Raw genomic sequence first — 15863 nt, forward strand, 5'->3', positions numbered from 1 at the left:
TCCAGTAAGGCTGTTTGTCTTGCCGGATGAAAGAAGTGGAACGGGGGGTGTTCCTCTTGGTTTCTCCCGCGCTCAATGTGGCTGCTGCGGCGACGACCACAGTGCTGGGGCCCGGGCTACGGGGGGTGGTGTGGGTTCAGGGGTGTCCTTTCGACTGCCGTGGCTGCATGGCGCCCGAATGGATCCCTGACCGGCCCGCTCAGGTCATCGATCCCGGGGAACTCGCCGAGCGGTTGCTCGCCGACCCGCGGGTCACCGGCCTGACCTTCTCCGGAGGGGAGCCGATGCGCCAGGCCGAGGGCCTCGCTGCCCTCGCCGCCCACGCACGCGCTCGTGCCCTCGCCCTCGGGCGCCCCGAGCCGGACATCATCTGCTTCACCGGCTTCCGGCTCTCCCGCCTGCGCCGACGGCCGCCGTACCCCGGCGTCGCCGACCTGCTCGGCCGGCTCGACGTGCTGATCGACGGACAGTACGTGGCCCGGCTCGACGACGGCCGGGGGCTGCGCGGCAGCGCCAACCAGACCGTTCACCATCTGACCGGCAGGCTGCGCCACGCGGCGTCCGCCCTCGCCGACGGGCCGCGCTCCGCCCGGGTCACCGTGCGGGGCAGCGAACTGACGATCATCGGAGTACCGCCCCCCGGGCTGCTGTCCTCCGTGCGTCATCCGGCGGCGGCCGACGCGGCCGCCGCGAGGGCCCCTCGTACCTCCTTACATTCCGCCGCGCGGGGAGAGACAACATGAGCCGAGGAAAGCGCATCGTCGTTGACGAAGCCGAATGGCAGCGGTTGCACCAGGCCGCGCGTTCCCTACGGGAGTTGAACCAGAGTCTGCCGTCGCTTCTCGACGACGTACGCCGCACCACACGACGCGACTTCGAGCGGGGATTCGCCACCGTGGAGGCGCGGCAGCGCGAATTCGAGAAATCGCTTTCCGCCGCGGGAAAGCAGATGAACGATCTCGAAAAGCGGACCGCCAAGCGCCTGGAAGAGCATGCCCGGCGCATGGCGGAGCAGGAAGCCGAACTCATCGGCAGGATCGACGCCGGCCTCACCGATGTACGAGCGGAAACCCACGCGCTGATCGAAACGGAACATCGCTGGACCGAGGAGGTCCTCGCGGCCGAACGGGCCGAGCGCACCCGTCAGGTCAGCGAGCTGCAGGAAGGCATGAGCGAGCTCTTCGGCGACCGGGCCCGGGCGACTGCCCGGGCCACCGAATCACTTCAGCAGGCCGTCCTGGTGGCCGGCCACATCCGCCGCCATCTGCCGCACGAGCGATTCGCGCCCGGCCGGCTGGCCCAGCTGGAACAGCGCATCGAGCGCGCCGAGGCCAATCTGGGCGCCGGATTCTCCGAGGCCACCCTCGCCGCAGCCGAAGAGTGCTGGCTGCAACTCGGCGAGCTGCGTGTGGCGTTGGAGCTGCGGGACCGTGAATGGCGCACCATGCGCAGCCTCGCCGACGGGTCGCTGCGCAGGCTTGCCGACCAGGTCGATCACAACCGCCGCCGCTCCGGCGTCAACATCGACGGTTCACTCAACGATTCCGAAGTGGATGTGGACCGGTGGAGCAGCGGCAGCCTGACCCTGCTCGACCGCCAGATCGAGGCGGAGCTGCGCCGGGTCAGGGAGGAGTCGGGTCCCTCGTCCGTCGAGGACATGCGCCAGGTCTTCGAGCACCGCGTGCCGCGGATGTACGAACACCTCAAGGACATCAATCAGCTCGCGGGGGCCGAGCAGCTCGCCTCGCAGGTCCGCGCCGATGTCGCCAGTACCGCCGTTGACGTACTGATCGAGAACGGCTACGAGATGGACGGCTGGACCTATCAGGGCGGTGACGAACGAGGCGCCTTCACCGCCAAGGTGAACCACGAGGACGGCAGCGAGATCGTCATCACCGTGTCCCAGCTGCCCGGCGAACGGCCCGACTGCGTACTGGAGATGGCAACCTTCCACGACGCCGTCGGTGCGGACGAGATCCGGCTCAGGCGGGCCCGGTCCCTGGCCGCCCGGTTGCGTGACGCAGGCATTCAGGTGCGCGAACCCGAAGCGACAGGCGAACCGGAACCCGGTCTCGCCGACCTGCGCCGGATTGAGCAGACGGCCTATGTGCCCACCCGCTCCCCGCTGCGCATCGAGGCGGAATGACCGCCGGCGCGGCCGAGCGGGCGGCAACCCTGGCACCCGCCACCGTGGAACGGCTGGCAGAGGCCCTCCATCTCGAATCCGGCGAACCCGTCCTGGTGCTGTACGGAAGCGGCACCGAGGACTCCTTCATCTGCACCGACTACCAGCAGCGGTCCCTCAAAGAGGCGCTCCTGCTGCTCCTGAAGAACGCGGGGTACCGGCGCGTGGTCTTCAGTTCCAGTACCGAGCCCCTGCACTTCCTGGACGCCGAATCCCTCAGCGTCCGGCGGCCCGGGGGCCGGGGCCGCTCGCGCGCCATCGTGGGCCCCCAGGGCCGGCGTGTCCAGTTCGGCAGGGGAGCCGGACAACAGGCCGACCTCGCCCACGGGCAGGGCGACGAGCCACCGACTGCCGCGGGCCGCACGGGCGGCACCATCACCGACGCCGCCGCCGTGCAGACCCTGAATGCCTACATGCGACGCACCGACGTACGCACGGCGGTCGTCGTCGAGCTGGCCGAGGACTTTCTCGCCCGCAACGAAGCCGGGCGAGAGTTCGCCGGACGCCTCGGCGAGTGGGTCCAGGGTGCGGCGGGCACCAACCTGTGCGTCCTCGTCTTCTCCGCGTCCAGCCAGGCCCAGATCGTCGAAGCGATCAGGCGGTACGGGAGCTCCGCGGCCCTCGCCGACTACGTGGAACGGCGCAGCGGGCGCAGCGGATCGAAGATCGCGGGAGAGATCCGCACCCCGGAACGCCCTGAGCTGCACCGGCTCGTCCAGCTCGCCAGGCTGCGCCACGGCCTGGTCGTCCCGCACTGGGACCAGGTGGACAGGCTCGTCAACATGATGACCGCGCAGGGAGACGTCCTCGCCGGCTCCTGGCTCAAACGGCTGTCCCAGGCAGGGGAGTTCACCGAGGCGGAGATCGGCCACTGGCTCAGCCAAAAGCGCGACGACCGCAGCGCCCTCGAACGGCTCGACGCCCTGACCGGTCTGCACAGCGTGAAAGAGCACGTACGGGGACTCATCGCGCTGTCGCCCGTGGACGAGCAGCTGCGGCAGAAGGGCGTCAAGGTGCCGCCGCCCTCGCGCCACCTCGTCTTCCGGGGCAATCCGGGAACCGGCAAGACCACCGTCGCGGAGATCATCGGGCAGCTCTACCGGGAACTCGGTGTTCTCAAGCGAGGCCACCTCGTCAGCCCCGAGCTCAACGAACTCGTCGCGGACGTGATCGGCGGTACCGCCGTGAAGACCAGCGCGGTCATCGACTCGGCGATCGACGGGGTGCTCCTCATCGACGAGGCATACCGGCTCACCGCCAAGGGCCGCGGCGGATTCGGCCAGGAAGCCGTGGACACCCTCCTGAGCAGGCTGGAGAACGAACGCGAACGCCTCGTGGTGATCGTTGCCGGCTACTCGCAGGAGATGGACAGATTCCTCGCCAGCAACCCGGGACTGCGGCGGCGCTTCAGCCGGGGCAACGAACTCGACTTCGCCGACTACACCCCCGAAGAGCTCCACGCCATTCTGCTGGGCATCCTCGCCACCATCGGTCACACCCCGGACCTGGCGCTGAGCGACCACCTGCTGCGTCTGGTCACCCATCTGTACGACAACCGCGACGCCAAGACCTTCGGCAACGCGGGAGAGATGCGCAACCTCGCCGAGGCGACCCATCAGCGCTGGGCCGTGCGCATCAGCCAAACCGCCGAGCGCACCCGCAGCCGGCCCGACATCACCGCTCCGCTCACCGCCGACGATGTACCGACGAGTTACCGGGAGCCATCGGTATGACCGCACCACCCTCTCTTCTGCCGGGACGCGGTTCCGGCACCGGCCCCGGAGCCGGGGGCCTTCCCGCGTGCCCGGTCTGCGGTGTGCCCGGAACCTCACCCGACACCGCGCACTGCGGCTGGGACATCACCGGCCCGCTCGTCGCCGGTCCGGTCACCGGTGAGTCCCAGGCCGCCCTGCGTACGGAACTCGACCGCGCACGGCGGGGGTTGGGCACCCAGGCCGCACTGCGCGCCGCACACGGTGCTCCTCGGGACCGGGCCGCCGAGTGGACCGACCGGCTGATGACATACGCCGTCGGCTCCTCAGGTGCACCTGTCAGTGCGGAGGAACGCCGCGCGGCCGAGGATTTACTGGCGGCGGAGCCCGCGCCCAGGTCCGACGACGTCACGCCCGTACTGCGGGCCCTCGTTGACGGTGATGCCGACCGGATCGTCGTTGCCGTCCTGGGTGGTGACGGTCTGTATGCCGTCGCGGTCACCCGTGGCCCCGGCGGGCGGCCGAACAGCGCGGAGGCGCGGACGATCCCTTGGCAGACGCTGATTCCCGCACTGCCGCACGATCCCGTCCACGCCCGCTTCCTGCTCGCGGGCGGACGAAGCGCAGGGGCGGGCGAACTGTCCTTCGCCGAAGAGGCTCTGGCGCCGGTCGGCCGCCTCGCGGAGGGCGGCAGGGTCGTGCTGATCTCCCAGTTGCCCGGCTGGCCGTCGGCGGAACGACTGATGAGCATCCTGCGCCGACGCCACCCGAACGCATCGACACTGTTCGCCGAGCCGTCGGTCACCCCCGCCGAGGCCGTGGACCATCTGCTGGGCGGACTGCCGACCCAGCACGCCTACGCCCTCGCCCTCACCCGTCACGACGAGCTCACCGGCCTGTATGTCGTCGAACCGCTGCCGCTGTTCACCGTGACGGGTGGCGCGTCCTCGCGCGCCCAGCACGTCGAGGTCCGCACACCGCCCGCACCGGACGGCTCGTACGCGGTGAATATCGCGATCGCCGTGGTCGACCTGACCGGCGAGCGGCGCGAGGAGTGGGAGCTGGTCCGCGCCGTCGAGACGGAGGTCCGGGCGGACGCCTCGGTGAGTCTGGACTTCACCCTGGAAGGGGAGGGAGACGTACGCATCTCGGTGGACGGCAGGCTCCAGCAGCAGACATCACCGCTGACCTGGCGAGAACTGCTCGACCGGATGGACCGCGCACAGCGGGAGCTGCCGCTGGACGTGGTCGTCCTCATCGAGATCGGCGGGGAGCGCAACGCGCTGCGCATCGAAGGAGCGCTGCGGCTGCTGGAGCACGTGAGGGAGGGAAGACCGGCCGAGTCCGTCCATGTCAGCGTGCGCCCCTACTGGCGCCATGACCACGGCCGCAGCGGCCGGACCGACCCCGGTGCACTGCCCTTCGCCCCCAAGCGTCCGCTCAAGTCCTTCGACGCGGCGCTGGAAGAGCTCAAGGATCTTGAGGAGTTCGACGCGCCCGTGCTCTATTACGCCGCGGCACTGGAGGACGCGCTGGACGGGATGTCCGAACTCGGAGGCTGGCACGACGGCGACCGCTCCCTGCTCGTCGTCGCGAGCCGGGCACCCTACAGCGACCCGGACGGGAAGTGGGGCGGCTATCCCAGGCCCTGCCCGGCGGGCCTGGACTGGCGGACCCTGGCCCGGGAGGCGGGCGAGTGGCTCGGACGGACCGTACTGCTGGTCGAACCCGAGCCGGGAGACGGGGACTACGACGACCGGGAGGCCGCGCGCAGCGCGGCCCGGACCTGGCGGCAGGCCGCCGACGACGGCTGGGACGTCATCGAGCTGACCGTCGAGAGCGGCGAGCAGCAAAGCAGCGGGGTCTTCGGCACGGACGACGACCCCGACCCCGAGTTCTTCGCGGACGCCGCCAACACGCTGGCGCCGTCGGCCCGCACGGCGAGGCCGGTCCCCTTCCCGCTCTCACCGCTCACACCCTCGGCGTAAGGACAGGTGGACCACCATGACCACATCAGAAGGACCTGACCTCAATTTCGGCCGGCGGGAGACCAAGACGCCGGGCACACCGCCGGACGAGCTGAGCTGGCCCGACGACGACGGGGTGAAGATCGCCCTCTGGGCGCCGACCCAGGCCGGGAAGACCACGTTTCTGTGGGCGCTGCTGCTCGCATCCCTGCGCACCGAACTCAAGGGCAACTGGCTCATCGACGCCCAGGACGAGGAGTCGCGCCGGCTGAAGCAGGCGGTCATCGACGCCATGACCTCCGGACGCTCGCTGCCCACAGCGACGGTGAACCCGGGGCAACCCACGAGCTGGACCGTCTTCGGCACCCCTGAGCCCGGACGGCGCAGGCCCCGGGACATACCTGCCTCCCTCCTGCGGGCCCGCAGCAAGGCCGAGCAGCCGATGCAGTTCACCTTGCACCTCCAGGATCTGCCGGGAAGCATCTTCGACTTCCGGACCCCGAGCCCCCACCGCCCGTCGGTCGCCCGGCAGCTGGCGCGGGCGGATGCGTTCGTCTACCTCCACAACCCACTGATCGACCGGGACGACCAGGAGGAACAGACAATGGGGTTCTTCCAGCACATGCTGGACGAGGTGGCCGGTCGCAGCGAGGGTCTCGTGGGCGGGAGACTGCCCCAGTACGTCGCCGTCTGCATCACCAAGTTCGACCATCAGCATGTGTACGGACCGGCGCTGGACGGGCACTTCGTGGTCCCTGCCGCAGACTTCCCGCACACCCCCACCATCAGCGAGGCCAATGCCCACGCCTACTTCAACTGGCTCTGTCAGCACCACGCCCACGACAAGGCGTCCGATCTGGTGCGCGCCTCGCTGGAGCGGAGGTTCGACCAGCGACGGGTCCGCTACTACGCCACGTCCGCGATCGGTTTCCACCGGGAGAAGGACAAGCCGTTCGGCCGACGGGTCAACAACGGCGACCTGTTCCGGTACGACAGCGAGGGCAAGCGGGTCAGGGGGATCGACGGCCCTGTCTTCCCGGTGAATGTGCTGGAGCCGGTCATCGATCTGTCCCTGGCCGTGCTCCGGGGCCGTGACACGCCCGGGAGGCGCTGACCGTGGATGCGCCCGCCGCCGACAGCAGACAGGTCGCAGCGGCCTGGGCCGTCTTCGGCAAACTCCCCGGGGACATGCGGGACTACCGGGTGCTCTCGGCGAGCTACAACCAACTGGACTACTTCGACGAGCAGATCCGCCCCTATGTGCCCGAGGCGCCGACCGCCCGCGCCGAGGCACCTCCGAGGCCGTACTACGTCTTCTGGCCGGGCCCCGACACGGTGACGGGCAAACCCACGCTGAACTGCGGCCGGGCCGACGAGTCGGACGTACGCGACGCTTCCGGACGGCTCAGCGACCGGCTGCGGTTCTTCAGCGCCGAAGTACGGCACCTGGTCGGCGGCGGTCCCGCCGCCCAGACCGCGGCCGGATACCGGGATCTGGCCGCGGCCATGGACGCGGCCGCCCGCTCGATGCCCGCCGACCCCGAGGAATGGGCCTATCTCGACCTCGCCGGGGCGGCGTTGGAAGCCGCCCTCGATGGTGTGCGGGTGCGCGAACTGGACTGGCTCGCGGCGGGGGCCGCGGCCCTGCTGTCGGGACGCGTGGTGATCACCGGCGCAGGACAGGTACCGGTCGAGCAGAAGCTGCTCTGCCTCGACGCCATCTGCGGTCTGCTGCCGTACGGAGTCCGCGCGACGCTCTCCGCCGCCACCTACGCCCGGGGCACCGGGCTGCACGGCATCCGGCTCTTCTTCGGTGATCCCGCGCCGCCGGACGCGTTCGAACTGCCCTGGGCCGCGCCCCCGCCCGCCCTCGCGGCCGGAGCCGCAGTGCGCTACCGGAAGCAGCTGGCCCGCCGGAGCGGCAGGGGTGCAGGCACGGCGGAAGCGATCCATGAGCTGTTCGCCGAACTGATGGACTTGGCGGACCCCTGTGCGGTGGACGACGCCGATTCGGTCATCCGCCTGGCCGGACGGGCGAGCCTGGCGGGCCTCGAGGAAGATCTCGCGGAAGGAGCAGGCGCGGCGGAACGGGCCCGTGTCTTTGTGCGCAGGGGGCCGGTCCGTGCGCGGGGTGCGGAGGGAGCGCGCGCCCGGTTGTGGGACCGTATCCAGCCCGGCTGGCCGGACGGCGTGGCTCTGGCTCCCGTCGATCTGCGTCATCTCGAACTCCCGGTGACCGAGGTGAACCTGGAGCGGCTCACGGCGGGTCTGTACGCCGTGCTCGGCAGCTCCGACGGCCCGGAGACCGTCCTCCACTACGCACGGCAGGCACGGGCCGCGCGCCTTGCGGACCGGTTGCTGGCCGGACTGCTGAGGCGGCTCACGCCGCGCTGCGAGACGTCGTTGGACGGGTTCGCCGAAGTACTCGGCAGGCTTGGAGACTTGACTGCCGACGAGCCACGAGAACTGCGCGCCGCGCTCGCCGAGCCTTCTCCCGTGCCGCTCGCGCTGCTGAGACGGCAGAGCGCTCCGTCATCCCGTCTCGACGGGGTGCGCGTTCTGCTGCGTACAGCCGTCCCCCCGGGCCGGAGTGCCCCCGACTGGCTGAAGGCTCCGTATGCGCTGGTGCTCGGCGGGCCGGAGCCGGGGAGCGACCTGCTCGCGGCCTTGGACGCGGACCACCCCGGCTACCTGGATGTCGTACGCGGGATCGCCCGACGGGTGGGGAAAGCGGCCGAGCCATGGCTGCGGCAGGCGGAGGCGCGGGCGGCCCGGCAGCGGCGCGCCGAAGACACGCGCGCTGAACTCGACGCGCTGTTCGACGGGTTGGAGTACGCGGCGGAGGCCCGGGTCGCAACGGCGGCCCGCGAGGCACTGCGGTGCGACTGCCCACCGGGGCCACTGGTGGCCCGGCTGGCCGCTTGGCACGGGTCCGGTGAGACGGAGCGGCTTCGCCACCTTCTGGAACGCATCGCGGACGGCGACATCTGGCTGCTCGGGACGCTGATGAGGTGCGTGGTGGCAGGAGACGGGACGCGCTCCACGTTCCCCGGCCATGTCGTCGCCGGATTCCGTGACCAGCCCAGGGAGCTGATCAGCAAGGAGGCGGACCTGCACGCCGAGATCGCACGGGCGCAGGCCGGTATCGAGCGGATTGGGTGGATCAGGGCCCGGTGGAACCGGCTGTGCCTCAGACGGGGGGCGGCACGATGACAGACGGCTCCGTATCGCGCTACATCAGCTTCAGGTTCCTCCTTGAGCCCAGGCTGACTCCAGCCCCTGACGGCGTGGAGCGATTTCTCATAGGCCCAGGCCAGAGCGCCGACGGCACGATGTGGGTGGCGATCGCCGACCAGGAGGCGGCGTGCACGGCGGCACTGGCGTACGAGGAGACCGCCCACGACGGCGTTCAGTCGTTTTCCGGATACCGCGCGCTGTACGACGCCGTTCACATGGCTCGCCCGGACATCACGAGCATGCGCCTGCGACTCACCTCGTGGAGCACGGTCGCCGGGGCGATGGCGGACGACGTCGAGCACTATGCGCGCCGCGCCGCGGCCCTGCTCGCCCAGAAGCCCGTTGCACTGAACGGGGCTGAACTCGACAGCGGGGGAAGGCTGGACGAGCTCGATCGAGTGCTTGCGCTGATGCCCTTCGGCGTCCGCGCGATGCTCACCGTCGCCGACGAGCCGCGTTCCGACAGCGACGTGTACTTCGAGGACACCGATCCGGTGCTGCCCTCGTCGGAGATCGGCGAGCAGTACCGCAAGCGGCTGCTGGAGTGCTTGGGCGCCGAAGGGGGAGACCGCGCGGGGCTGGTGAAGCGGATCACCGACCTCGTCTCCAGACTGGGGCAGGAACGGGAGGCTCTCGACATCCGTCGCAGCCCCGAAGCCGCTCTGTTGGTTCTCGACAGGGTGCTGGCACCCGGTCCGGCCCCAGTTGAACCGGTTCCGGGGCCCCAAGCGGGACACGAGTTCACCGCGCTCGTGGACGCGCTGGTCGCCGCTCCCGATCAGAGGGCAGGACTGTTGCGGTCCTTCCTGGGCACGGCCGGCCCCGGGGACCGCGAAGGCCTCGTGGTGGCTGTCGAACACCACTACGGCGGCCCGGCCGCGTCCTGGTCGGCTGTCCCCTGGCTGCTCTGCCTCGTCGGAGAGGACCGCCGGCTCGACGAACTCATCGCCGGGGAAGTGGGTGACCTGGTCAGACGGACACCGACCGCACAGCCCCGCACTCAACCCCCGCCGCCCGGTGTGCGGTTGCTGGGCTGGGACCTCGACCGGATGGAGAAGATCCTCGATCTGCTTGACCGAGCGGTCGGCGGCGCAGAGGTCCCCCACGAGATGTCGGCAGTGCTGACCGGTCTCTTCGGCTCGCAGACCGACGCCGAACTGGACCGGGCCGAAAGAGAACACACCGAGCGGCTGCGCCGCAGCAGCGACGATCTCGTCAGAGCGAAAGCGCTGAGAGTCCTACTGAACGACGAGGGGGAGAAGCCCGGATGAGCGGCGCGATGAGTACGGGAAGAAGCGTGGGTGTCGACATCGGTCACGGGGGCATTCGCGTGGCCGTGATGGGCGGGGAAGGCGCCCCCATATTCGAGCAGCAGGACACACCCGTGGACGCCCGAGGACCCGGGCGCGGCACTCTCGACGCGGATGCCGTACGCGGCGCGCTCAGCGCCCGGCTGGGCAACGCGGCCCGCGTCACCGCCGCCGTACCGCAGTCCTGGCTGGCACCCGGTGTGGAGGGCACCCCGCTGGACGCTCACACCGCCGGGCTGAGGGCGCTGCTCAGCAGCGTCACCAAGGCGCCCGTGGACGTCGTGTCCGCACCTGTCGCCGCCCTGGCGGGACTCCTTGACGGCGACACCATCTCTGCCGAAGGGCGCTGGGTCGTGGTCGCCGATCTGGGCATCACCCACAGCGAAGTGGTGCTGTGCGAGTTCACCGACAACGGGCCCCGGGCACGCACCTGGGCGAGCACCGGAGCCCCCGACCCCGCCCATGATCCGCTGTGGGCCCTTGCCGAACTGGCCAACCCCCGTGCCTCTCACCCACAATTGCTGGCATTTGCACGGGAGTTGCTGCTTGACCTGAAATACGGTCAGCTGCGGCACGCCGACGCCGCCCTGCGGCACGCGAAGGAGAAACGGGCGGCGGGCGATCCGGAAGTCTGGCAGGACTTCCGCCTCTACGCGCAGCCGGATCTCCCGGTCGGCCCCGCGCTCGACATCCTGGAGAAACGCGCGGACGTCATCGAAGCGGTGGCAAGCCGACTGCACCGGGCATGCCCGGAAACCGGCGGTGCCCAGCTGGTGCTGCTCGGCGCGGGCGCCTGCTTCGGTCCGCTCCGCGAGGCGCTGCTGCGCGGCCTCGGCCGCACCGGCCCCGTCGCCGGGCAGGCCGACGGTTCCCCGGATCCTCGGCCCGCCTACGACGATCCGGTCAGGCAGCATGCGGCCGCCAGGGGGGCGGCGCTCAGCGCGGCAGGCCGTATCACCCTGAACGACGCGTTCCAGCACCTCCTCGCACTGCTGGTGCACCGCAGGTCGGGAACGGAACTGGTCGAGCGGCTGGCGCCCCTCGTCGCCGATCCGCACACCGGGGAGGCCGCATTCGTCTACGACCCCGACCGGGACAGGGACGCCGAGATCGAGCTGTCGGGCAGTGCCGCGCTGGCGCTGTGGATCAGCCGTGGGGGAACAGCGCCGTACGCACCGCTGCCGGTGGACACCGCCGGGCTCACGCTGACTCCCGGGCGCTACCGGATCGGCCTGCGGCTGGACAGCCCGGCCAAGCCGGTCCTGGTCTTCGCGCGCGTGAGCGACGGGGCGATCGTCTCCCGCCCGCTGACCGAGGTGGCGCCGCTCGCCATGCCGTCGTCCGCTCCGTCCCCTTCGCCGGGCGGCTCCCGTACAGGGCACGGCCTATGACCGGCACGTTCGCCGAGGCGCTTCAGGCCCTCGACACGGCATACCGGACACTGGAATCCGCACTCAAGGAGGCGGCCGAGCGCCCCGACACGGCCTTCGAGGCGGTCATCGCCCTGAGCGAACCGATCGCCGCGATGCCCCGGGTCGGTGCCGGGATCTCCCGATTGCTCGACGCGGCCGCCCTTGACGACCGGTTGCGCGCCGAATTCCGGAAGAGGGCGGAGGAGAACATCACCCTCGCCCGTGGGCTCTCGGAACTCAAGAGCGCTTACGACGCGAAGTACCCCGCCCAGGACGAGGCTGCCGTCGAGGCGGAGCACGCCCGGCTGACCGCCGAGATCGCCTCCATGGAGCGGCGACAGCAACTGGCCGAGGAACTCCCGCACGTTCGGGAAACGGCGGCCCGGCTGAAGGAAGCGTCCTCGGCACTGTCGGACGCCGACGCCGAGGCGGAGGAGGACACCCTCGCGGTGGCCCTGGACTCCTGGCTGGAACCGGCCGAAGCACTGGCAGGGGTGCTGCGGCCCAAGGTGGCGGAGACGTACGACCGCGCGCGGCAACTCCGTACCGAACTGCGCGAGTCCCTGGCCGGGCTGCGGGACACGGAGGCCAATCTCACCAGCCTCACCCACAAGGCGCAGGACGTCGCGGAGCGCCATCGCGCGGCGGCGGAGAAGACCGAACGGACCAGGGAGGATCTGCGGTTGTACGCCAACGCGGACGCCGAGCTCGTGAGAGCCGTCGCGGCAGCGCGCTCCGATCCGGACACCACCGACGTCCTTGCGGCACTCGAACGGCATCGGCGGGGTCTCGCCGGGATCGACGACGCGCTGCGGATGCACCTGGAGGCACGCGCGGTACGTACGCACAGCATGCGGCTGGGAGAAGAGCCGAACCAGTCGGCGGGAGGGGCGCTGTGACACGTAGGAGACGAATGGCCGCCGGCCTGACCCGGCTGGCGGCCACGGGAATCGTCGTCACCGGCCTGGCCGCTTCCTCGCAAGCGAGCGTGTCCGGGGCCGACTTGTCCCGCACGGAGGCATCACGTGCCGTGACAGCAGTGGAGCCGCCACAGGCGAGCTGGGAACAGGCCAAGCGGTCCATGGGCCTGACCGCCGGAGGCGACTATGTCGTCGTCGTCGACAGCTCCGGTTCCATGGCACAGCACCGAGGCCAGGTGAAAAACGCCGTGCGGGCGCTGCTCTCCGCCCTGACGGACAGGGACCGCGCCGCTCTCGTTTCCTTCCGCGCGGCGCCCGACCGGGCCACCGCGGTCTTCCCCCTGCAACGGGTGACCGACCCGGAAGCCGTCGTGAGCCGGCTGCCCGTCGAAAGCGGCGGCACGGACATCAGCGGTGGCTTCGCCGCGGCCCTGTCCGAACTGGAGAGCAGCAACGAGATCAGGCCCGCGGCCGTCATCTTGGTGACCGACGCGCAGCAGACCGAGCACACGGCGACGACAGCCCGGGCATGGGACGCCATCCGTGAGCGCATCAAGCGGCTGCGGGAACGCCAACAGGAAGGCAGGATCCACCCGTTGGTGCGCAGCGCGGTGCTCGCCTGGGGCGGCTCCGACACGACCCGGCCCTTCCCCGTCGGCTCGTCCGGGTGCCGGGCGTCCGACAGTGTGGCCATCGCCGGGTGCCTCTTCTCCCGCGAGGAGACTCAAGAGGTGCGCCCCGAGGACGCGGCGAACTTTCTGCGCCGGCTCCCGGACGAGTTCGGGCACCGCCAGTTCGAGGCGGCGCTCGCGCCGGACGCGGCGAAAGTCAGGGCCGGTGACGCGGTGGAGCTGAAACTCGGCCGTCCCGAGTTGGCGGACGACGGCTTCTCGGCACGGATTGAGGCGACCTTCACCTGCCGCACCGACGCGCTGCCCCTGTGGGTCAGCGACTTCACCGTGAGCAGCTCCGGGCTGGGCGGGCTACGGGTCAGAGAGGCCCGAGGCCGTGACCACATCGCACTCGGCGAGGGCAAGAACGGCGCCTCCGTCTCCACCGCGCTGGAGGTGACGTGGGACTCGGTCCCCCAACCGTGGTACGCCCTCGCGCCGCCGTCGCGCGACGAGGAACTGACGATCGGTTACCGGTTGACCAGCCCCTACAGCCGGCAGATGTCCCGGGCCGAGAAGCCCGCGAACCGGTTCGAGCCGAAGCGGCACACGGAGACGGCGAGCCTCGGCATTCCCGCGGCCGCGACCTGGCTGGCCGAACTCGCCGTCCTGGCGGCCCTCGCGATGCTCCTGCTGGTCAGGCTGTTCGGCCTGCCCTCGACGCTGTGGATCGTACAAACGGGCCGGCCTCCGCTTCCCCTGCGTGTGTGGTGGCCCGCGACCACGCATCGGCCGGGCTCGGCGGCGTACGAGAATCTGGTGGTCACCACTCACTGGTCACCGCTGCGCGCACTGCGCGGCGCGGGCCCCCTCAACGTGACGGTCTGGCCGAACGGCACGTCGGGCCGCGGTGTCGTGACCACGCCGAGCCATCCGGTCGAGCTGCGCCGCCGGGGGAAGCGGGAGCCACTGCCGGGATACCCGGGGTCGTCCATCAGTCGCGGCGGCCTGCGGCGCCCGTCGGGCCGGACCCGCACATAGACCGTTCGCTCACGCATCGAAGAAATCGACGAACCTGACCTGCGAGACACGAGAGATGCAAAGGAATCCCATGGACGAACTGGGCCTGAACACGACGCAAGTCCTGCTGCCGAACAACGCCCTCATCGAGGTACGCAACGATGTGGGCGTGGGCGAATCAAGGGACGTCGCCGACTCGACCCGCCATTTCCGCGACGTCATGGACTCGCTTCAAGGTATCTCGCAGGGGGTGCTCAACGCGGTGCGGGCCGTCAACCCGGCAGAGGTCACCGTCGAGTTCGGCATCAACGTCTCCGCCAAGGCCGGTCACCTCACCAGTCTGCTGGTCTCGGCCGACGCGGCGGCGGATCTCAAAGTCACCTTGACCTGGCGAAAGGACGAAGGGGCCGACGGCACGGCCCCCGCGGGCGCGCCCGCGGGATGAATCGGGAGGCGGTCCGCCGGCCGGCATTCTCTTCCGCCGGCGGACCGGCATCCCCGCGGCGAGAGCTGTCCTCAGGCCTTCGGCTGGGTGAGGCGGATGTGGTTGCCGAAGGGGTCGCGGAGGCCGCAGTCGGTTCCGTACGGGCGGTCGGTGGGTTCCTCGGTGAACTCGACGCCCCGGCCGAGCAGCGTCTCGTACGTCTTGCGGCAGTCGTCCGTGCTGAAGATGAGATGGCCACCCATGACGCCCTTGGTGACCAGCTCGCGGACCTGCTCCGCCGTCTCGTCGGACATCGCGGGAGGGCCCGGCTTCTCCAGCAGGATCTGGCGCTCGGGGTGACCGGGGATGCTGACGGTCAGCCAGCGCATGAAGCCCATGTCGACGTCGGCGCCGACCTCCAGGCCGAGCTTGCCGACGTAGAAGTCGAGGGCCTCGTCCTGGTCGAGGACGTAGATCTGCGAGTGCGTGATGGCGTTCAACATGTGCATCACGCTAGTGGGAAGGCCCCACGAAAACTTATCCAAAACTGCTCGGTCGACGGACGGTACGGGCAGTGCGGACGGTCAGGCGCTCGGCCGCGTCCAGGCCATCGTGAAGCACGTCGGTACGCCCGTGGCAGCCGCCTCCTTGCGGTACGTCCTCGGTGACCGGCCGACGATGTCGCGGAACGTACGGCTGAAGGTTCCCGGGCTGCCGAAGCCGACCTGGTAGCAGATGTCCGTCACACTGCGGTCGGTCTCCCGCAGCAGGAACATCGCACGCTCGACACGGCGGCGCTGCAGGTAGCGGTGCGGCGTCTCGCCGAACGTGGCCCGGAAGGTGCGTGTGAAGTGCGCCGGAGACACATGGGCGATCCGCGCCAGGGCAGGGACGTCCAGCGGCTGCGCGTAGGCGCGGTCCATCGTGTCCCGTGCCCGGAGCATGCGGCGGTTGGTCTCTTCTGCGGCGCGGCTCACGGCGCCATCCCACCACGTTCTGCGCCGTCCGTGACAGGTCCGACGCCCTGCTGCGCGGCCTGCGGAGCGACTACGGTTGCGTACGGGG

At 70.4% G+C, this 15863-nt stretch carries 13 protein-coding genes; 11 read left to right on the top strand and 2 right to left on the bottom strand.

The window, feature by feature from the left end; genetic code table 11:
* The first annotated feature begins 26 nt into the window (after window positions 1-26).
* From OG741_RS34220 to OG741_RS34270, 11 genes are all read left to right on the top strand, one after another.
* Window positions 27-743: a 4Fe-4S single cluster domain-containing protein gene (locus OG741_RS34220; RefSeq protein ID WP_405604145.1), complete on the top strand. Its 717-nt coding sequence runs from the start codon at window positions 27-29 to the stop codon at window positions 741-743.
* Entirely contained in the window at window positions 740-2146 is a 1407-nt protein-coding gene (locus OG741_RS34225; RefSeq protein WP_405604147.1) for a hypothetical protein, read from the top strand. The genes OG741_RS34220 and OG741_RS34225 overlap by 4 nt, the downstream gene beginning before the upstream one ends.
* The gene (locus tag OG741_RS34230; RefSeq protein ID WP_405604149.1) at window positions 2143-3918 is read left to right on the top strand and encodes an AAA family ATPase; all 1776 of its coding nucleotides are present in this window, start codon (window positions 2143-2145) and stop codon (window positions 3916-3918) included. Before OG741_RS34225 ends, OG741_RS34230 begins: the two co-directional genes overlap by 4 nt.
* Entirely contained in the window at window positions 3915-5885 is a 1971-nt protein-coding gene (locus OG741_RS34235; RefSeq protein ID WP_405604150.1) for a hypothetical protein, read from the top strand. Before OG741_RS34230 ends, OG741_RS34235 begins: the two co-directional genes overlap by 4 nt.
* Before the next feature lie 16 nt (window positions 5886-5901).
* Window positions 5902-6978, top strand: a complete 1077-nt coding sequence (locus OG741_RS34240) for a hypothetical protein (protein ID WP_405604151.1) — start codon at window positions 5902-5904, stop codon at window positions 6976-6978.
* Between the two features lie 2 nt (window positions 6979-6980).
* Window positions 6981-9077 carry a hypothetical protein gene (locus OG741_RS34245; RefSeq protein WP_405604153.1) on the top strand — a complete coding sequence of 699 codons (2097 nt, stop codon included), beginning with the start codon at window positions 6981-6983 and terminating at the stop codon, window positions 9075-9077.
* 74 nt (window positions 9078-9151) lie between these two features.
* Window positions 9152-10372: a hypothetical protein gene (locus OG741_RS34250; RefSeq protein WP_405604155.1), complete on the top strand. Its 1221-nt coding sequence runs from the start codon at window positions 9152-9154 to the stop codon at window positions 10370-10372.
* A gap of 8 nt (window positions 10373-10380) precedes the next feature.
* Window positions 10381-11802 (top strand): hypothetical protein, encoded by a 1422-nt coding sequence (locus tag OG741_RS34255; protein WP_405604157.1) that lies wholly within the window; start codon window positions 10381-10383, stop codon window positions 11800-11802.
* Window positions 11799-12722, top strand: coding sequence for a hypothetical protein (locus tag OG741_RS34260; protein ID WP_405604159.1), 924 nt, complete (start codon window positions 11799-11801; stop codon window positions 12720-12722). Before OG741_RS34255 ends, OG741_RS34260 begins: the two co-directional genes overlap by 4 nt.
* 14 nt (window positions 12723-12736) lie before the next feature.
* Window positions 12737-14395, top strand: coding sequence for a vWA domain-containing protein (locus tag OG741_RS34265; RefSeq protein ID WP_405604161.1), 1659 nt, complete (start codon window positions 12737-12739; stop codon window positions 14393-14395).
* 70 nt (window positions 14396-14465) lie between these two features.
* Window positions 14466-14819 (top strand): CU044_2847 family protein, encoded by a 354-nt coding sequence (locus OG741_RS34270; protein ID WP_405604163.1) that lies wholly within the window; start codon window positions 14466-14468, stop codon window positions 14817-14819.
* Between the two features lie 71 nt (window positions 14820-14890).
* Here OG741_RS34270 and OG741_RS34275 read toward each other — a convergent pair whose 3' ends face one another.
* Window positions 14891-15301, bottom strand: coding sequence for a VOC family protein (locus OG741_RS34275; RefSeq protein WP_405604165.1), 411 nt, complete (start codon window positions 15299-15301; stop codon window positions 14891-14893).
* Window positions 15302-15382: 81 nt separating this feature from the next.
* Window positions 15383-15775 carry a helix-turn-helix domain-containing protein gene (locus tag OG741_RS34280; protein WP_405604167.1) on the bottom strand — a complete coding sequence of 131 codons (393 nt, stop codon included), beginning with the start codon at window positions 15773-15775 and terminating at the stop codon, window positions 15383-15385.
* Window positions 15776-15863 lie beyond the last annotated feature (88 nt).

Source organism: Streptomyces sp. NBC_01410 (genome assembly GCF_045040195.1).
Lineage (GTDB): Bacteria > Actinomycetota > Actinomycetes > Streptomycetales > Streptomycetaceae > Streptomyces.